18 protein-coding genes are annotated in these 19,130 nt (G+C 58.0%); 3 read left to right on the forward strand and 15 right to left on the reverse strand.

What is annotated here, in order from left to right; translation table 11 throughout:
• Nucleotides 1–9 precede the first annotated feature (9 nt).
• The 6 genes from D9K61_RS07265 to D9K61_RS07290 all read right to left on the reverse strand — a co-directional run bounded on the left by D9K61_RS07265 (nt 10) and on the right by D9K61_RS07290 (nt 5,563).
• On the reverse strand, nt 10–1,248 hold the full coding sequence (locus D9K61_RS07265) for a relaxase/mobilization nuclease domain-containing protein (protein WP_120632592.1): 1,239 nt from the start codon (nt 1,246–1,248) through the stop codon (nt 10–12).
• Entirely contained in the window at nt 1,241–1,798 is a 558-nt protein-coding gene (gene mobC, locus D9K61_RS07270; RefSeq protein ID WP_120632593.1) for a MobC family plasmid mobilization relaxosome protein, read from the reverse strand. The genes D9K61_RS07265 and mobC overlap by 8 nt, the downstream gene beginning before the upstream one ends.
• 363 nt (nt 1,799–2,161) lie before the next feature.
• Entirely contained in the window at nt 2,162–2,458 is a 297-nt protein-coding gene (locus D9K61_RS07275; protein ID WP_120632594.1) for a hypothetical protein, read from the reverse strand.
• Nucleotides 2,459–2,468: 10 nt separating this feature from the next.
• Nucleotides 2,469–3,440: a ParB/RepB/Spo0J family partition protein gene (locus D9K61_RS07280; RefSeq protein WP_120632595.1), complete on the reverse strand. Its 972-nt coding sequence runs from the start codon at nt 3,438–3,440 to the stop codon at nt 2,469–2,471.
• Nucleotide 3,441: 1 nt separating this feature from the next.
• Nucleotides 3,442–4,182, reverse strand: coding sequence for a ParA family protein (locus D9K61_RS07285; RefSeq protein WP_120632596.1), 741 nt, complete (start codon nt 4,180–4,182; stop codon nt 3,442–3,444).
• A 259-nt stretch (nt 4,183–4,441) separates the two neighbouring features.
• Nucleotides 4,442–5,563 (reverse strand): nucleoside recognition domain-containing protein, encoded by a 1,122-nt coding sequence (locus tag D9K61_RS07290; RefSeq protein ID WP_162946792.1) that lies wholly within the window; start codon nt 5,561–5,563, stop codon nt 4,442–4,444.
• Nucleotides 5,564–5,688: 125 nt separating this feature from the next.
• Between D9K61_RS07290 and D9K61_RS27460 the strand changes: the two genes are divergently transcribed.
• The gene (locus D9K61_RS27460) at nt 5,689–5,961 is read left to right on the forward strand and encodes an Lrp/AsnC ligand binding domain-containing protein (protein ID WP_254055707.1); all 273 of its coding nucleotides are present in this window, start codon (nt 5,689–5,691) and stop codon (nt 5,959–5,961) included.
• Nucleotides 5,962–6,135: 174 nt separating this feature from the next.
• On the opposite strand, the gene D9K61_RS07300 is transcribed toward D9K61_RS27460, so the two are convergent.
• Nucleotides 6,136–6,531, reverse strand: coding sequence for a single-stranded DNA-binding protein (locus tag D9K61_RS07300; RefSeq protein WP_120632598.1), 396 nt, complete (start codon nt 6,529–6,531; stop codon nt 6,136–6,138).
• 703 nt (nt 6,532–7,234) lie between these two features.
• Here D9K61_RS07300 and D9K61_RS07305 point away from each other — a divergent pair.
• Nucleotides 7,235–8,038 (forward strand): hypothetical protein, encoded by an 804-nt coding sequence (locus D9K61_RS07305; RefSeq protein WP_120632599.1) that lies wholly within the window; start codon nt 7,235–7,237, stop codon nt 8,036–8,038.
• Nucleotides 8,039–8,063: 25 nt separating this feature from the next.
• Here the strand turns inward: D9K61_RS07305 and D9K61_RS07310 are convergent, their stop codons facing one another.
• From D9K61_RS07310 to D9K61_RS07330, 4 genes are all read right to left on the reverse strand, one after another.
• Nucleotides 8,064–8,732, reverse strand: coding sequence for a hypothetical protein (locus D9K61_RS07310; protein ID WP_120632600.1), 669 nt, complete (start codon nt 8,730–8,732; stop codon nt 8,064–8,066).
• A gap of 247 nt (nt 8,733–8,979) precedes the next feature.
• The gene (locus D9K61_RS07315) at nt 8,980–9,918 is read right to left on the reverse strand and encodes a DUF2493 domain-containing protein (RefSeq protein ID WP_120632646.1); all 939 of its coding nucleotides are present in this window, start codon (nt 9,916–9,918) and stop codon (nt 8,980–8,982) included.
• 354 nt (nt 9,919–10,272) lie between these two features.
• The gene (locus D9K61_RS07325; RefSeq protein WP_371688461.1) at nt 10,273–11,289 is read right to left on the reverse strand and encodes a toprim domain-containing protein; all 1,017 of its coding nucleotides are present in this window, start codon (nt 11,287–11,289) and stop codon (nt 10,273–10,275) included.
• A complete protein-coding gene (locus D9K61_RS07330; RefSeq protein WP_120632603.1) occupies nt 11,286–15,617 on the reverse strand; it encodes a strawberry notch family protein in 4,332 nt (1,443 codons plus the stop codon). Before D9K61_RS07330 ends, D9K61_RS07325 begins: the two co-directional genes overlap by 4 nt.
• Before the next feature lie 323 nt (nt 15,618–15,940).
• On the opposite strand from D9K61_RS07330, the gene D9K61_RS07335 reads away from it, so the two are divergent.
• Nucleotides 15,941–16,252 (forward strand): H-NS family nucleoid-associated regulatory protein, encoded by a 312-nt coding sequence (locus D9K61_RS07335; RefSeq protein WP_120632604.1) that lies wholly within the window; start codon nt 15,941–15,943, stop codon nt 16,250–16,252.
• Nucleotides 16,253–16,356: 104 nt separating this feature from the next.
• Here D9K61_RS07335 and dapA read toward each other — a convergent pair whose 3' ends face one another.
• From dapA to D9K61_RS07360, 4 genes are all read right to left on the reverse strand, one after another.
• Complete coding sequence (dapA, locus tag D9K61_RS07340) at nt 16,357–17,229, reverse strand: 4-hydroxy-tetrahydrodipicolinate synthase (RefSeq protein ID WP_120632605.1); 873 nt, start codon at nt 17,227–17,229, stop codon at nt 16,357–16,359.
• 268 nt (nt 17,230–17,497) lie between these two features.
• Nucleotides 17,498–17,893, reverse strand: coding sequence for a single-stranded DNA-binding protein (locus D9K61_RS07350; RefSeq protein WP_120632607.1), 396 nt, complete (start codon nt 17,891–17,893; stop codon nt 17,498–17,500).
• A gap of 641 nt (nt 17,894–18,534) precedes the next feature.
• Entirely contained in the window at nt 18,535–18,834 is a 300-nt protein-coding gene (locus D9K61_RS07355; protein WP_120632608.1) for a type II toxin-antitoxin system RelE/ParE family toxin, read from the reverse strand.
• Nucleotides 18,831–19,112 carry a type II toxin-antitoxin system ParD family antitoxin gene (locus D9K61_RS07360; RefSeq protein WP_120632647.1) on the reverse strand — a complete coding sequence of 94 codons (282 nt, stop codon included), beginning with the start codon at nt 19,110–19,112 and terminating at the stop codon, nt 18,831–18,833. The genes D9K61_RS07355 and D9K61_RS07360 overlap by 4 nt, the downstream gene beginning before the upstream one ends.
• Between the last annotated feature and the right edge of the window lie 18 nt (nt 19,113–19,130).

Genomic DNA, 19,130 nt, shown 5'->3' on the forward strand with positions numbered 1-19,130 from the left:
GCCTCTTTCTCATCGTAATCGCTCCGGTCCATTTTTGCCCCGAGGGTGCAGTGGCTTTTCATCCAGGCCTCTGTCACGGCTGCGTGGCTCTCGTCTGCCACGTTCAGCACCTAACTGATCCACAGGGGCATTGCGCCCCAGATCCCGCGCCAGCGACGATCGCTCGGTTGCCACATCAGTGAGGCCTGCAACAAACCGCTCCGTTGCCCGGGCCAGATCTCGGTCCTGTGGATCAGGCGAGCGCGCCAGCACTGCTGCGGCAGCGGAATATGTGCGCATCACCCGGTTTCGCCGCGCAACAATGGCGCCGTCCCAGAGCTGCTCTGGCAGTTTGCCACCATGATCGGACAGATCCCGTTGCACATCACGCCGTTTGGCTTTGTCAACAGCGACAGTCTCCCCGCGCTGCCGGATCTTGTAAACCGGGGTGCGTTCGCTTTTGCGCGTGACACCGCGGGCCGATCGCGGTGTGGATTCCGCCTCAACGCCGCGCTGACGGAGTTTGCTGGCAAACACATCCCGCAGATGTTGCAGATCACCCTTGCGCAGATTGAGCTTGATACCATCATGCCCCACTGTTCGGATGGTCAGATGCACATGCGGATGTTTCGTATCCGTATGCTGCGCCATAACATAGTCATGCCGACCCGCGAATTCCTGATCTGCCAGTGCACGTACTGCATCTTTCAATGCCCCAGCATTGGTGTCACCGGGCATCGACAAGACTAGGCTGGTGGTGATCCGCGTGCGATCCGTCGCATGACCATTGGCGCGATCTTCGTCATGCGCGTGCATCCAGTCGGCATAAAGCGCTGTGGCGGCAGATTTGCCTGACAGGATCTCCCCCTGCCCGTTTTCAAGATCGATCTTCCCGTTTCGGCTAATGTACTCGAGGTGGGCCGCGACGCGCGCACCCTCCGTTTGGCGGTTCACTTTGATCGGATTACCGTGCTTGTCCATCTTCGCCGGCTTCGAGACTTTGACCATGACCTCGGGCGTCCCACGGACAACACGCGCCAGCCGGGCTTTGTCTGCTGCGCTGAGAGAAGCCGGCTTAGACGCGGCTCCTTGTTGTCGATCAGTCACCGATGACGCTCTGGCATTTCCGGCAGAAGCCTCTGCCCCCTGCCCTTCGCGATCTTTCCCGCCCACCGAGAAATATCCAGCTGCTGGGGACCGCACCGACCGGTCATTTCGTGAGGTCGACCAACAATCCTCAAACCCCAATTCATCCTCGAACTCACTCATCTGAGCCCTCCTCGCCGCTCAGGAACGCAAAACGACCAGCAGCATATCTTGCCAGGTCACCGCGCAGTGCATGCACCTCCTGTCGCAATGCGTTCAACTCAACCTTTGTGGGCGCGTAGCTGTCTCCGGTGAACACGCCACGGTTCATGACCGTTGCAATCTGGTTGAGATTGGTTGCCATACCGCGCAACTGGCGAAACGCCCCTTGGATGTGCTTGCGCTCACCCTTGACCGGCTGTGGCGCAGATCGAAGCCGGGCGGTCAATAGTCGCGCTGCCCAGGTCGACGGCGGGACATGTTGCCCCCTCGCCTCCTTCGCCAACATCTCTCGGACTTCCATACCAAGCCGCACGGTCACCTTCCCTTCCCGGCGAGCTTTGGGCGGATAAACGTGCTGGGTCTCTGGGGCTGGAGCATCGTCCGACACCGTTTCAACCATCTGTCGAAGAAACTCTGACGGAGACACCCCGTGCGCGGCCGCAACCGCTTCAAAGCGGGATTTGCTGGTCGGGGAAACACGGGCGCGGAGGAGTTCAGACTTCAAGCTCATGATTAATTTTGTGCTACAATGCTGGCGGCTAGCCTATCCTGCATTAGTCACTTCCTTCATCGGTTTTGTGGTCCGGGACCACATTTCTTAAATTCGAGTGTTGTGAAGTTGAAGGCGCGTTTTGAGATGGGTTCACTTCCGATCGACGGTCGCACAGGAGCAGTTACCCACATCCCGACGCTCCGATTTATTGGAGATCTTCGCTTACGGGACGCAAGGCCGAACGGGTTTCTCCTGAAGTCGAAACCCGTCCGTCTGGATAACTGCTCCTGCCCGACATTCGCTTGTGGCACGGCTCTGAATGGGGCCGGGAAAAGAAGGTGGGTTTGGGGAAGCGTTGGTACGGCATTCATCTGCATCGCCTCAGTCGAACAATGTGATTGTGCGCCCTTCAGGCGTCAGGCGAAACACGGCACTATCGTAAAGGTATGAGATCCCGCTCCACAAAAAGTAGGTTGCCGCCACGATGACGGGGGCGAGCAGACGCACAATGAATGGCATGTCTGCGTCCAATCGGTCGTTGCCAGTACCGGTGAAGATCATCACGACCCCTACAACGGTCGCCGCGAGCGAGAAGAACATTGAAAGCCGCAAAATGAACTGGATCGGGCGGCGCAGAATAAGCAGAGCATTCCAAGCCGTAAATCGAAGAATAGTCATGACGACCCCCTCATAATTCTATCACGTCGGTCAGTTGGATATCGGACAGAGAAATCTCTTCAATCCGAGCACCATCTTTAAAGCTGACCATGATTGCGGTATTGGTACTGGCTTTGCGATCTGTGAGAATGCGCCCAACGTCATCTCCATGACGGCAGAGAATTGCGACAACGTCTGTCGTCGGATTGACGGCTGCCGCTGTTTGAGAACCTGTTTGGCCAACACTCGTCTGTTCGGAATTGGCCTGAGTTACAGGCTCTTTCGTGTCCTTTGTTGTTTGAACCTGAGGCGCGTCTTCCACTGCGACCAATGACGTCCGCAAATTGGCCACGGAAACGCGGCTGATCTCATCAGCCGAATTTGCCGAGACAAAGTCCTGCACTGCGCTCTCATCTTTCTTCCAAAGCGCGTTGAGATCGGCGAGCGCCCGCGATGGGACGTTTTGTTGCGCCAGATCTTGCAAAAGATCAGGCATCGCAAGAATGGCGGCGAAACGGGAGACTTCGGCCTCGTTCCAACCAAGTGCCCTCGCGATCTCGGGTCGCTTCTTGCCGTCCTTGCGCATCTGGTCCACTGCCTGTGCAATCTCCATAGTGGTCAGATCCGCGCGCTGGACATTTTCCGTCAGTTGGATCGCACGCAGTTCATCTGTGGGTTCGCGGATGATGGCTGGAATGGCCGTCAATTCAGCCAGCTGCGCGGCCCGCCAGCGTCGTTCACCCATGATGATCAGATGCTGTCCGTCGGCATTTGCGGGTTGAACCGTAATCGGTTGCAACACACCCTGTTCAGCGATGCTGTCCGCCAATGACTTGAGCCTATCCCCATCGAATACTCGACGCGGCTGATCCGGGTCCGGGAAGATCCAGGATATCTCGATAGTCCGTGTACCCCCTGGTGAGGTCGGCTTGTCTGTCGTGAACTTGTCCAGCTTGCCGGAGGCTGCGAGTTTGTCCAACGTGCTCGTCAGGCTGCGCGCCATGTTAAATCTCTCCTGTAATCCTTGAGTACACCCAATCGAAGAACGCACCGAATTCTTCAGACGCTTCCCGACCACTGCGGGTTTTGATCTCCGTGATGGAAGCGCCCAATTCCTGCGCCTGCACATAGGCCGTGCGGTTGCGGATCGTATGCGGGATCATCAGGCGTTCAAAAGATTGGGCAACATTTACCAGCGCATCTCGCTCGACCTGCTTCACCGCATCGAAGCGGGACGGTAGCAGGCCGAGGAGGGTGAGGTTGGAGTTGTGCTCCTGGATTGAGATGAAGGCTTCCAGAACGCCTTCGATGCCATCGAGCGAGAACTTCTTCAGCTCGATCGGCACAAGCAAATACTCCGCGCCGAGCAAGGCCCCGTAGACAAGCTCTGAGAAACTGGGCGGCGTGTCGATGACGCAGAAATCAGCACCGCCGCTGCGCGCAATCCCATTGCGGGTATTGACCAGAACATCGTCGGAATTCTGCGCTGACAGGTCCTTATGTCCGGACAGGATACCAATCTCACCGGGCTGCAGATCTGCCGCAACAGGCTGACATGAAATAACCAGCTCCAGTGCGTTGCCCAGGTCTTGACGCGCTTCAAAGGCGCCCGTGAAATTACGTTGGCTGTCGAGATCGATGCCAACGACTGAATGGCCCCGTCCTGCCAGAGCATATGTAAGCTGGCTGGCGATTGTGGTCTTCCCGACCCCGCCCTTGTTATTGGCAATAACGATTTTCTTCATGTCCCTGCCCGGATCAGTGGTTCATTCGAAATTTACGCCAAACCGCAGCGCTCGTTCCGTCACTGCTCTGCTGCCTGTGGCAGCAGAAATTGGGAATACCGTAATTTTACGGAGGCTGGGTACGGTTGACGTCAACGATCTTTGCGCTGGAGCATTTCAAGTTGCTGCAACGACCTTACGAAGGTGAATGGCCGGCAGCTAAAAATAGCTACTCGCAAAGGCATCTATTTGGATTGGCCACTGAGGTGCCCCTCGTTTCCTAGACAGTTGGTGCCAGATGTTTCTTTGGACGCAAACGATGCCAGAGCATGAGTGCCCTAACCAAAACAAGTGTCAGGACAATGCGCCCAGCGAACAGCACCCAGAAATCTCCACCGATTGCCACCATGAGCGCCACATCTTCAATCAACCCGTGGCAAAGTGACAGCCAGCACAAAGCGTAATATTTGGCGCAGGGAGATATCGCTGGATCGTTGCCTTGAGCAATGATCAGGCCACCTCCATAGGCCAAACCCAACAGAATTCCGGCGGTGATGATTGAGGTAACCGAACGGTCCAATCCAGACAAACACATGACTGGGGCGAACAAGCGATTGATCATTGCGGTGACGCCGAACCGGTTGAACACATCCATCATGATCAACAGTCCAGTGAGGATCGCAAACAGGAGTAGCATTCCTTTAAAGCATGACATCGCCCATTCAACATTATCGGCATCTACACGTGCGAACTCTGAGAAATGTTCCAGTGACTGGCGGTGATCAAGAAAGCCCGTCGCCTTGCTGGTCAGATCAATTAGAAATGCTGCCAGAAAGGCGGCAAACAGGCGCAAGAAGGTGGTTCCCCAAAATGATCCACCTGCTCTGCGGACGATAGCCTGTTCTACCGGGATGGCATGAGCAATCAGCATGATCGCGCAAATTGACGTAACTTGGGCAGCAGTCAGATCGTGACCGATTAGTATGGGTAGAGTTGCAATAGCGCCGTACAGACCAGTGAGAATAGAACTCAGGCAGACAATGGCGGCCTCGGGTGGAAGATTGAGTAACCCCATCACGGGCCGCAACACAGGGCTGATCCAGTCGATTGCGCCGTATCTGTCGGCAACGCGCATCACGATCATTATCGGGATCATGATACGTGCAATCTCCCAGAACGTACTCATGCTGCGTTGGCAAAGATCGTTGAAGTATTTTGGTATTGTCAGGGTCTTCATCTGCTTGTCTCGTTGGCTGAAATTCACAGCAAGCATCTCATTATCCGGTTGAAATGAGTGATCGAAGATGGCAATGAATTGCAATAATATTCTAATGTGATGGAATTTTTGAGCGCATGGATCAGATAGATCGGAAGATACTGGATTACCTGCAAAGGGACGCATCGATTCGAAACGTCGATCTGGCGGATCGTGTCGGGCTCGCGCCATCCAGTTGCCTGCGCCGGGTACGTAATCTTTGGAAACAAGGGATCATTACCCGGTCAGTTGTGTTAACAGATAGCGAAAAGATGGGCCGAAACGTTAAGGCCATCGTCAGCGTCAAACTTGTAGATCATGGCAATGACGCGCGCGAAGACTGGTTGGCATCGCTTGCGGAAGAACGGGCTGTTTCACAGGTTTATTCAGTTTCAGGCGAAACCGATGCCATCGTTTTTCTGACGCTCGCGAACATGGGGGAGTTTCAGGAACTCAGCCAAAAGCTGTTTGCAGGTAACTCGAACGTGTTCCAGTTCGTCACGCAGTTTATCCTGGAAGAGCACAAGTTCGAATTGGCCAATTGATCCCTCACAGCCTTTGTGAAGGGTCAGCGAGCCTGCCCTGATACACCGTTATTCGAACGTAGCGTGGGTTCGGTTTGATGAAAGTAAGTCGTTCTCAGTTATCGTTATTGTTGAGTGACTTGTTAAGATTGTAGAATTCCCCGGCAGGTTTCCCTGCCGGGGGTTGATCGGGGCTTAGTAGCCCCGGTCATCGTTGTCGATGAACTGAGGATCGTCGTCCTCTTTCTTGCGGGTCAGGAAATCCACCGTCTCTGCGATGATCTCGCAGCCGTAGCGGTCGACACCGGTGCTGTCGGTCCATTTGGTGTAGTGGATGCGGCCCCGCACCATCACTTTCATTCCGGCCTCGCAGTGCTCCTGAACCGTCTTGCCCAACCCGTTGAAGCAGGTGATCCGGTGCCATTCGGTGTCCTGCACCCGGTAGCCGTTCTCATCCCGCAGAACCTTGCCTTCGGAGTAGCGGGGCCGCGAGGTGGCGAGGGTGAAGTGGGTGATTTTCGTGCCGCCCTGTGTGGTGCGGGTTTCAGGTGTCTGACCGATGTTGCCTGCGAGGATGACGATATTTTGCATGAGTTTTCTCCGTTGCTTCCGCCCGAGGGACCGTCCCTCCGACGAGACCCGGCCAAGACCGTCGGGAGACGCCCGCACGGGTGCCCTGCACCCGCTTGACCCCAAAGAACAGGACTGGTGCGGCCCGCAGGCGCAGCCGAGGACACGGGTCCGGTTTGTCGGGGTTGCTGGCTTGAGCCCGAACGGGCTTAGGGGATCAGTCAGTCGGAGGAATGTTTCCACGGAGGAGGCGCCCAGGAGATATGTGATGCAGTTCAGCATCCTCGCTGGTGGCATTGGGCAGCGCCAAGGCCCAACAAGAATGAGGCCCGGTCATCACCCGCTTCATCCACGCCACCGGGGCAAGCCACCCCCGAACGCGCTCTGTCACAGAATGAGAACGGCTATCGGAGGCAGGTGAGAGGGCAGGCTGGAATCTCAACGAGCTGGGCAAGACAGGACAAGGGGCCGGGAAAAGGAGGGAGGTGATGGTACTCCGGCGCAAATATGCCAAATGGACCGACATCACCGGGGCAAGGATAGAGAGGGACAAAAAAATCTGCAGGGATGGTGGATTTCCAGAGCCGGAACGAAGTGCGAGTTACGGGCGCATCCAAAACGACGGGCGCTTTGAACGAGTAGCCAATTTCCGCGCACGAGATCTCGGACATCAGCATACCTGACAACCGCCACGCGCATTCGACACGACAACATCACCAACGACATGTTTGTGGATTCCGCAGATCAGAACTATGTTGTGGCGCGCTGGTGTTTCCAGATGAATCTGGCCACGGATTTTCTTTGGAACGCGGTTCATTGCCTCGAAAAACTCATGAAAGCAGTCTTGTTGTTTAACGGGAAATCTTCAAAAGGTGGCGGCCATGATCTTTCAGTTCTTTATCCGAAAGTATTGAACATCACCGGCAACCTGCTCCCGGACATGCTGATCAAACCGAACGAGATCGAGGTCCCGTGGCGCGTTGAAAGCGCGGAAACATTTCTGGGCCGTCTGTATCAAGACGGACAAGCAGATAATCGCTATCATGTGTTTGGATACGTTTTGCACCGCGAGGACCTCTACAAGCTCGACCGAATGGTCTATGCAATCCGCCGCTTATGCTGCCCGCTGGATAGCTATCTGTTTGGAAATACCAGGAATGGCCAACCAGACGTAACGTTTCGTGAGCAGCTGGAAAGGCAGCCTGACTACATGCCGAGAATGGTGGGCTCACGCTTGCAGAAACTGATTGACGAAAAATCACCCGCTGAATTACGCAGAGCGGCGCTGAATCACAACTTCCTCTTTGCCCCCGATGGTTTCGAACACGGCGAAACAAGATATGGTGTCTCTTCACAAAATCCGGTTCTTGGACGACGAATAGTTGCGCAGGACGAACAAAACGTTTCTGGCGACACAGCACGAGAAACTGCGGATCTGACAGATTGGGTGCTCGAAAACATCCAACTGCCAAAAGATGTGCGACGCCAATTCGAGGAAATACGGTCTCGGTTGAGAGGCCGTTCATAATAACAGCCAGGCTGCTAGTTTCGGATCATGGGCGTACAGCAAGCAATGGTGTCACCTGTTCGATTCCATCCAGCCAATGCGCTGTTCCAGGCCGCCTCCAATCGATGATCTTGCGGATCCGATCCCGATCTTCTGCCAAATTGCGTGCAAAGATCGGCTCATGGTGTGCGATCCGATTGCGGAACTTACGTATCTTATCGATGGCGTCAAATAATTCAGCCCGTGCCTGCGCGATGTTCAATGCTGTGTTGTAGCCTGGAAATGCCGTCGAGAGATGTGCGTTCCAGATTCTGGTATCCTGTCCTTTTACGAAGAGGTTCTGCCAGAATGCGAACTTGAGTTCAGCGACCACCTTGCCGGCGGTTGGCAACCGCGACGCACATATGTGCAGATCATCGCGTGGTTGATATCCCTTGCCTTTGCGAAGAACCGGCAAGGTGTATCCAAAGCCTCGATTGAGATGCCAATTCGGACCAAACACGGCCTCGATCGCGTCGACAGCACCGTTGCGGATGGACAGCTCACAAAATTGCAACATCACATAGAAGGCAGCGGAAATGTCCGTATTCCAGCAGTAAAGCTCCATTGCCTTGTGCCGGTCGCCACCTGTTTCACGTAAATATGTGCCAAACCGGGGCGGCGAAAGAACCGCTTCCAGATCCAGGATCTGTTGAGTAGAAAAGTTGTGCGGCATCGAACGACCTGCTAACCGAATATTGACGAAGCGGGCATATTGCCCTAAATGAGAAGCATAAGGCTTTGAGGTTCGCGGGTGGCGACACCTTCCCTCATCGTCAAAAGAATGCAGAGACCCGTTGCCTTTGGTAGCGGGTTTTCTCGTTTTTAGGCGGGAAATTCAAGGCATTTCAGAATACACAGCATCGACACAGCGAGAATACGAATACGGGCGATCTTTCGACCGCCCGAAGTAATGGAACCGCTTACGCACCTCCCTCGCTGATCCGAAGAACAGGAATGCCCATCTTACGAGCTTTATCGGCTAGGTTTTCCTGAATGCCGGTACCTTGGCAGACCAGAACACCCACCGGCATGGCGTCCAACATCGCGTCGTTGCGCTTGAAGGGAGCAGCCTTGGAATGCTTGGTCCAGTCCGGTTTGAAGGCGATCTGGGTGATCTTGCGGGCATCGGCCCATTTGGCCCCGATCAGCTCGGCACCGCTCGGGCTGCCACCGTGCAACAAAACCATCTCCGGATGTTTGGCCAGGACGAGATCGAGCGTGTCCCAGAGCTTGCGGTGATCACCGTAATCCGCACCACCGGACAGGACCACCTTGGGACCAGCGGGCAGAAGCACCTCGCTTTCCGCTTTGCGTTTGGCAGAAAGGTAATCCCGGCTGTCGATCATCGCCGAGGTCATGTTGCGGTGGCTGACGCGCGATCCGGACCGGGGTTGCCACATGCTGCCGGTGTGCAGGGTGAAGGCCTCGGCGGCGGTGTCGCGGAAAATCTCCATCGCATTGCGCCGCTCGATCAGGCTCAGCCCTTCTGCTGTTGTCCGCTCCAGCTCGACGGACTTTATCTCTGAGCCATCCTGTTCCCGCTGGCCCCGGCGTTGCGCCTGCTCGTTATCATCGAGACTGCGCTCGATCCGGGTGGTGGCGCGGTGGAAGGTATTGACCGTGGACCAGAGCAGTTCTTCGAGGTCGGGCTCGAGGCGGGTGTCGCCCAGGGTTGCAACCATGGCGTCGAAGACGTCGGCAACGGCGGTTGAGATGGCCTGCGCTTCGGGCAGAGGTCGCGGGTCCGGCTCATCATCAAAGGGGCGATAGCCGTAGAGTTGCAGTTCGTCCAATGTGTGGGCGGTAGATGAAGCCGTCTGGTTCGGCTCATAGGTTTGGGGGGTGAGATCGTTCATCATGTCTCGGGTGCCTTTTGTCTGGCGGACCGCGCCCGTCGCGGCCTTCATGCGACGATCAGCTGACGGGCGAGGCGGATTGGCAGACCGGGCACTTCAAAATCAAAAAATGGCCCGGTCCTTGATGGCCAAGCCCGGTTCTTTTGTTTCGCGATGCAAAGGCGGGCCTGCCCGCCGGCGGAAAAGAACCGGAGCGCGGCCATTGCCTGTCCGCCCCGGCTGTCGGCCGCTCGCATCCAAAGAAGGCCGAGGGCGTGGTCTGGCAGATAAAAGGCACCTGTTTACGGGATGATCTCTGCGCGCAACACATCTGAGCCGGTTCCCACCAGCCATCGCCCGCACGTTGGAAGAAGCCGCCTACGCCGCCCGGTCTTTGATAAGAAGTTGCGACCTCAAAGACGCCCGAAGCGCTTGCTCTCCCATTTGCCGCAGATCATCGTTGAAATCACCCTGTCTGGGCATGAGCACAATCACCTCGATCCCGACCTGCTCTGCCCGTCTGCACAGTCTCGCCACTGCCGCGTTGCCAGCCGGATCGTTGTCGCGCAACACATAGAGCCGCCTGAGCCCCGGCGGGAACAGGATGGCACCGAGATGTCCCGAAGAGAGCGCAGCCAGCAGCGGAATGTGCGGCAGAGCCTGACGGACAGACAGCACAGTCTCGATCCCTTCCCCCGCCGCCAGAACCTCGCCCTGCATACCAAAGCGCACCCCGTTGCCGAGCAGGCTGCCCATCGCCTTCCGAGGCTCACCCAACGGGGCCTTGCCGCTGCCATCGCGCGTGAGCCAGGTGCGATGCGCGCCGGTGATCTGGCCTGAGAGCTCGGTGACGGCCGCGATCAGCGCGGGCCAGGTCTCGACCTTGTCGCTGCCGTCCGGTCTGTGGAAACAGCGCGGATGGTAGCGCAGCGCCGAGAGTCCCGCCAGATGGGTGATATCCCGCCCGCGCAGATAGACTTCTGCCAAGGATCCGATCATTGGCTGAGAAGCCTTGATCAAGCGCCGCGCTGAGTCCGGTGAGTTGGTTGCTGACTTCGTGGGCCTCAGATTGTCGGACAGGTCTTCCGGCGGCGGCAGCGACAGGAACCGCCGCGCCTCGCGCAGGATCTCACCAAAGCTGCTGAGGCCACATCGACTTTCGATGATATCAAAGAGATCGCCAAATTCCCCGGTCGCGGCGTCGGTCCACTTTCCGGATAGAGTTTCAGTCCCTCCTGTAAGGCGCACATACATGGAGCGACCCGGCGTGTTGTGAATGTCTCCAACCAGCCAGTAATTGCCCTCCCGCCGTCCGGCGGGAAGGTAATGGCGACAGACCATTTCGGCCTGATCGCCGAGACGGTCCCTGATCTCTGCTACGCTCTCTCGCATCACGCCGCCTTCCTGTCACTGATCCGCGTCACCGGATGACGCGATAGCAGTCGGTCCAGAACCTCGACACCCCGTAAATCTACGGGGATGAACAGCCGCAGTTTCCACGAGATAATCTCCGAGAAGCAGCCATCAGCCTTGAGGCGCTCCAGTTGCGCATCATTGAAGCCACAAAGCTCAATGCGTTGCGCGTTCATGACCCGGGACCGACGCAGCTGCAATCCGACCTGAAGCTCGAAGAGCGTCTGACCTTCCTGCAGGGCGGCATGAATGTCAGCGGCGGACATGTCGGGCCCATCCGCCGTGGCACTGACCGCAGCCGCCCAGGCCGGGGTGACCCGTCGGCCAATGATGCGCTCGCCCTGATCGGTCTGCAGGCGATAGACGCGCGTGCTGTCCTGCGGCAGGCGCTTCCAGATCGGCAGCAGCAGCCCGGTGACCACGTGCAGGGTGCTGTCGCTGAACTCCGGGATGTTGGCCAGCTCATCATTCCAGGCAGCGGCGAAGGCATGCGCGTCTGCTTCGACCCAGAGTGTGTCCGGCATCAGTTTGAGCGGCACGGCACTGGCCTCCATCGGACGGATCAGGCGGATGCGCGGTTCCATTACGCCGTCATCATCCATGACGGATGTGGTCGGCACCTGCACCGCAGCGCGGTTTGAGCGCTCGTTGATCAGCAGGCACGCTTTCGGATCGTCGAGATAGGCCAACGCCTCCTGCAATCCCATCGGGTGATTGCGTTCGCGGCGCGAGAGCGTCAGCAACCGGGTTTGTGCGCCGGTGCCGGGATGAGTGTGAATGACCTGCCGGTCGGTGACGGTAAAGCTCTCGGCCCGGAGCGTTTCCAGACCGACGTCATAGAGACCGGACGCAATGGCCCCCTCGATCCGCGCACTCAGCAGTGCCTCGAATTCCGTGTAGAGGATACCCTGCATCTCTATCGTCAACGCCAGCAGGCGATTGAGAAAGGTGGTGATTGGCGGCAGGTCATCCTTGATGCCGGTGTCATCCATCAACTTCAGGCCGGTGGACGCCTCAAATTTGGCCAGAGAGCAGCCTTCGACCCCACCGCGCACGATCAGCAGATAGAGCTGGCGTAACGCGTCGCGGGCATAAGGGCTTTCCAGATTGTCCTCGGGGCGGAACATCCCCTGCCCGCCCGTCTGGCGCTGGCCGCGCGTGATCGCGCCAAGCGTGTCTAGGCGCCGGGCAATGGTCGACAGGAAGCGCTTCTCGGCTTTGACATCGGTGGAAACGGGCCGGAAAAGCGGCGGTTGTGCTTGGTTGGTCCGATTGGTGCGACCCAGTCCCTGAATGGCCGCATCCGCCTTCCAACCCGGCTCCAGCAGGTAATGCACCCGCAAACGTTGATTTTTTGCGCCAAGATCGGCGTGATAGCTGCGCCCAGTGCCACCGGCATCAGAGAAGATCAGAACCTGTTTTTGATCATCCATGAAAGCCTGCGTTTCCGTCAGGTTGGCAGATCCCGCGCGGCTTCCGACCATCAGACGGTCCGGTGCACCGGGGGCAGTCTTGCGGATGATCCGACGGGACCGCCCGGTGACCTCCGCCACCACATCCGTGCCGAAATGCTGGATGATCTGATCGAGTGCCCCGGGAACCGGTGGCAGACTGGCCAACCGCTCGATCAGCGCATCGCGCCGGTCGGCAGCTTCGCGGCATTCCACCACCTGACCATCGCGCATCACCGGTCGGGAGGTGAGATTGCCCTCGTCATCCGAGACCGGCTCATAGAGCTGGGTCGGAAAGCTGTGGGCGAGATAATCCAGCACATATTCCCTCGGCGTGATGTCGATCTGCAGATCATTCCAGTCTTCCGTGGGGATGCCCGACAGACGACGTTCCATCAGTGCCTCACCGGTGGAGACGATCTGAATAACGGCGGAATGCCCGTTTTCCAGATCGCGGCGGATGCTTTTGATCATCGTCGGGGCTTTCATGCCGGTCAGCAGATGGCCGAAGAAACGCTGTTTGGCGCTTTCAAAGGCTGAGCGTGCAGCAGATTTCGCCTGTCGGTTCAGCGTGCCGCCGCTGTCTCCCGTAATATTGGCCGCCTCCATTGCCGCTGTGAGGTTGTTGTGGATGATGGCGAAGGCGCCGGCATAGGCGTCATAGATGCGGGTCTGCTCGGGCGTGAGCTGATGTTCGATCAGCTCATATTCGACGCCGTCATAGGAGAGCGACCGGGCCGTATAGAGGCCGAGTGCCCGCAGGTCGCGAGCGAGCACCTCCATGGCAGCCACGCCACCGGCCTCGATGGCCTCGACGAACTCGGAACGTGTGGCGAACGGGAAATCGTCGCCACCCCAGAGGCCAAGGCGTTGCGCATAGGCCAGGTTATGCACCGTCGTCGCCCCGGTGGCAGAGACATAGACGACGCGGGCCTGTGGCAGAGCGTGTTGCAGGCGCAGGCCCGCCCTGCCCTGCTGGGATGCGGCAACATCGCCGCGTTCACCCTTACCCCCGGCGGCATTCTGCATGGCGTGGCTTTCGTCAAAGATGATCACACCGTCGAAGTCCTTACCCAGCCATTCTACGATCTGCTCGACGCGGGAGGCTTTGCCACCGCGCGCCTCGGAACGCAGTGTGGCATAGGTGGTGAAGAGAATGCCTTCGTTCAGAGTAATCATCCGGCCTTGGGAAAAGCGCGACAGCGGTGTGACCAGCAGCCGTTCCATACCAAGCGCGGACCAGTCACGCTGCGCATCCTCTAGCAGCTTGTCAGATTTGGAAATCCAAAGCGCCTTGCGGCGGCCTTGCAGCCAATTGTCCAGCACGATTCCGGCCGATTGCCGCCCTTTGCCCGCACCGGTGCCGTCCCCCAGCATGAAGCCCCGGCGGAACTGCACCGCATCCGCTTCGCCTTCAGGCGCGGCGCTGAGAGCGTCAAAGGTCTCATCAACGGTCCAATGTCCGGCCAGATGTTCGCCATGAGCTTCACCCGCATAGATCACTGTCTCCAGCTGTGCCTCGGACAGCTGATCGTGGATGTCGACAGGCAAGTGTGGACGATAGCTGGGTTTCGGCGGCGCGACCGACGCCATGGCTGCCGATTGCACCAGTTTGGTGGGATGCGGTTTTGCGCCGGGGATCGTGATCGATTGCAGGCTGTAGGTCTCATAGATCGCTTCACCGAGGCGGGTCTCTTCGGGCGGGGCCCAGTCGGTGGTCTCATAAGAAAGATCGATAGCTTCGGGATCGCGGCACAACCGGGGCGCGGATCCGGCACCCGGTCGTCTGGAGGCAATAGGCCGGGAAGAGGAAGAAGGGGTGCCTTTTGGGACGGGAACGCTCGAAGCCGATACCGGCAGGCGGGCGGGGAGATCACCAAGCCAGGACATCAGCGTGGCGCTGTCCTGTGCCGTGCCGGGATCGGTGGGGAAGGTGTGCGGATCCTCTGCCGGGCGTTTGTCGATCACCGTCAACCGGGTCTCGGTTGTGGTGCCGTGGCGGGCATAGGCCGCCCCGGCGATGGGCGCGGAAAACACCACGGTGCCGGTTTCTTGCAATTTGGCGAAGGCACCGGACCACGTAGGATTGTGCGGCGCAAACCCCGCGCCGGTGATCGTCACCAGGCGACCACCATCCGCAAGACGTGCCAATGCTGAGGCGACATGGCGATAGGCGGCATCGGTCACCCGACCTTTGATCTGCGCCATCACCGAGAACGGCGGGTTCATCAGTACAACGCTCGGGGCTATATCGGGATTGAGGTGGTCGTGGATCTGCGTCGCGTCGAAGCTCGTGACCGATGCGGCTGGAAACAGACCCGAGAGCAACCCGGCACGGATATCCGAGAGCTCGTTCAGCACCAGTTGGCCGCCCCGCATCTCCGCCAGAGCCGCCATCAGACCTGTGCCTGCGGAAGGTTCCAGCACCAGATCACCAGGACGAATGGCGGCGGCATGTGCAGCGGCCAGACCAAGTGGCAAAGGAGTCGAGAATTGCTGAAGGTCCACGGATTCTTCCGAGCGACGCGTATGCGACGGCATCAGGCCAGACAGACGGTCGAGCATCGGCAACAACGCCTCGGCCGATCCGGCCTTGCGCATCAAAGCTGGCCCGTATTGGCGCAGGAACAGCACCAACGCTGCCTCGCAGACATCATAGGCCTGTTTCCAAGTCCACACGCCCGAGGCATCGGACGCACCATAGGCGTCTTCCATGGCCGCGCGCAGGACAACGGCATCAATACGCTGGCCGCGTTGCAGGTGGATGAGCAGAGTTCGGGCGGCTTTGAGGCTCGCGTTGGCGGGATCAACAGGCGAGACCGCCGCCACAGAGGCGGCAGGGGAAACCATCTGGTTCATAGGGTGACCTTTCGGGGATAGAGGAACGTTGCAGCACTTCCGGTTCCCATCGGATTGGTTTCCGCTGCCTCTCCCCTTTGGGTCGAACGCGAAAAACCAATGCGCTGCTATGTTTCCAGAACCGGAAGTGCCGTGATCCACGCCGCGCTCTCACCCGACAGGATCAAACCCTTTCAGGCACCCCTCTCACTTTCCTGTCTCCAAACGCGCCACCTTGATCGGCCACCATGGGAAACCAGCGCTTTCTCAACCAAAGCCGTCCTCATTTACAAATGGGCCTCCCGCACTTAGCAAGTCTTGCAGGAAAAATCATATTTCAGGACATGGAAATGAACCTCGACAAGATGACGTCAGCCGAACTCAGGAAAATTCAGGTGGATGTGGACGCCGCGCTTGCGGAGAGACAGAAACAAGACCGCATCGATGCAAAGACAGCCGCCGAAGCCGCAGCAGCGGAATACGGGTTTTCATTGGACGAGTTGCTGACCGTTCAAAAGCCAGCAAAAACCAAAGCCGCCCCAAAATACAAGAACCCGGAAAACCCGGAGCAGACCTGGTCTGGCAGAGGGCGCAAACCGGCCTGGCTCGCCGATGCGCTGACGGCTGGCGCTGATATGGCCGATCTGGAAATCTGAAGAAAAGGTCGGCGCAGTAAAGGCGATGTTTCGACATGAGCAGCGCCGCCTTCTTGATGCTCCGGAAGCCAGAGCAAATGGCATTTTTGCACGATGCAAATATCTTAGATCAATCCCAGCCCTTGCATCGCATTTTTGATCAGGGCTTTCGTCGTCTCATCCAGCTCAATGATAGGTAGACGACACGCGCTCGTGCTCAGTCCCAATAAAGAACAGGCGTATTTCACACCAGCCGGACTGGGTTCCTGAAACAGCGCGGAGTGAAGCGGCATCAGCCGCAATTGGATTGCAAGGGCTTCCTGAAACCGACCCTGGGCACACGCCGCCTGCATCTCGGAGCAGAGCGCCGGTGCGACATTTGCCGTAACCGATATACAGCCCTGGCCCCCATTTGCATTATAGGCCACTGCCGCTTCATCCTCACCCGTGAGAAAACAGAATTCTACGCCGATCAACAGCCTTTCGCGCAGGGGGCGCGACACATCTCGCGTGCAATCCTTGACGCCGATGATATTTTGTAGGTCCGCGAGGCGCGCCATGGTTTCCGGTTCAATGTCCACAGTGGTGCGTGGGGGAATATTGTAAACGACGATTGGCAGATTTATGGCCCCGCTCAGCGCCTGAAAATGCTGATAGACACCCTCCTGCTCTGGTCGGTTGTAATAACCCATGACATGCAAAACCGCATCTGCTCCAAGTGCGGCGGCACGTTCCGAATTTGCGATAGCTGCAGCTGTGTCGTAAGACCCCGCGCCAGCGATGACCGGAACTTGCCCGCCGACCTCATGCACCACGATCTCGATGACACGTGCATATTCGACGGCAGACAGGGTCGGAGCCTCACCAGTGGTTCCGACCGGCACGAGCCCGTTTGTGCCATTTTGAAGTTGGAAGCGCACCAGGTCGGCCAAAGCCGGTTCATCGACCGAACCGTCCCGAAAAGGTGTGATGAGCGCCGTGAACGAACCATGAAACATATGTCTCTCCATTACATTGAGCGACAGCAACACAGACCCCGGGCACAAAAAAACCCGGCAGCCGATGCAGGCTGCCAGGTTTTTTTGAATTATATGACCTGTTCGAACCTACATGCAGACAACCGGAAGCGCCCGTTTCTTGGAAACAGGTTTCTTGGCTTCGACTGTGATCAGGATGCGGGTCATGGTGACGTGGTAATGTCGTAGGCCTTCGTTGTCAAAGCCGAAATCCCCCGGCAGGTTTCCCTGCCGGGGGGGTGATCGGGGCTTAGTAGCCCCGGTCGTCGTTGTCGATGAACTGAGGATCGTCATCCTCTTTCTTGCGGGTCAGGAAATCCACCGTCTCGGCGATGATTTCACAGCCGTAACGGTCGACCCCGGTGCTGTCGGTCCATTTGGTGTAGTGGATGCGACCCCGCACCATCACCTTCATGCCGGTCTCGCAGTGCTCCTGAACCGTCTTGCCCAACCCGTTGAAGCAGGTGATCCGGTGCCATTCGGTGTCCTGCACCCGGTAGCCTTTCTCATCCCGCAGAACCTTGCCTTCGGAGTAGCGGGGCCGCGAGGTGGCGAGGGTGAAGTGGGTGATCTTGGTGCCGCCTTGGGTGGTGCGGGTTTCAGGTGTCTGACCGATGTTGCCTGCGAGGATGACAATGTTCTGCATGAGTTTTCTCCGTTGCTTCCGCCCGAGGGACCGTCCCTCCGACGAGACCCGGCCAAGACCGTCGGGAGACGCCCGCACGGATGCACCGCATCCGCTTGACCCCAAAGAACCGGACTGGTGCGGCCCGCAGGCGTAGCCGAGGACACGGGTCCGGTGCGCCGGGGTTGCTGGCGACGAGAGAACGGGCTTAGGGGATCAGTCAGTCGGAGGGATGTTTCCACGAGTGGAGGCGCCCAGGAGATATGTGATGCAGCTCAGCATCCTCATTGGTGGCATTGGCCAGCGCCCAATCACAACATGAATGAGGCTCGGTCTTCACCCATTTCATTTTTGCAACCGGGAGCCAACCACCACCGAATGCGTTCTGTCACGGGATGAAAATGGCTATCGGGGTCAGGCGAGAAGACACGTTGAAACCTCAACAGGCTGGGCAAGACAGATCAAAGGGGCCGGAAAGAGAGTGAAGGGAACGAGGCGGCGTCGCGGGCATGCCAAATGGGCTGGCAGCACAAGGGTCTACCTCAGTGGGAATGAAAAATACGCCAATCAGGTGGGATTCCTGAGATGTAAGAAAGAGGGCGAGGATCCTCCGATCTTGACAACGCCGTGTATCGCGGCCACCTGTCACGCATGCCCTGGGCTCAAATCAAATGTTCCCAGTTCCGACCCCCGGCAAATATCCTGAGGATGGTCACTCTGTCTGTTCCAACCGTAAATGCGATGGTCAGTCGGCGCTCAAACCCGATGATCCGCAACCCCGGACGAATATCCGATCGCAAGTGGCCACGTTCCGAGCCGATAGACAATCGCTTGCAAAAAGCCTCGACTCTTTCAAGATAGCCAATTGCTACCTTCGGAGATGCCGCGTCGGCAATCCAGTCATAAAGTTCGGCAAGGTCCGTACCGGCTTCCGGCGAAAAGACAACACTCCGATCTTTCATGAGCTGCGTTTCAATCGGGCCGCATGCCGGTCACGAATGCTGGCGAACACCTCGTCTGCAGCGCGCGCGCGATCGGGATCGGCTTCCATTGCGTCATAGACCGGGGCCACTTCTTCATCCAGCCAGCGCTCCACGGCGGCATTGCGTTCCTGCAGCGCGCGCAATCCGGCACGTACAACTTCACTGGCGGAAGCATAGCTGCCGGACGCAACAAGATCATCAATGAATGCGGCATGCTCTGCCGGCAAGCTGACGGTGCGTTTTTCAATGCTGGCCATTTTGTTCTCCACGTCAAA

Origin of the sequence: Ruegeria sp. EL01, assembly GCF_900313035.1 — a bacterium.
In the GTDB taxonomy this organism is placed as follows: domain Bacteria; phylum Pseudomonadota; class Alphaproteobacteria; order Rhodobacterales; family Rhodobacteraceae; genus Ruegeria.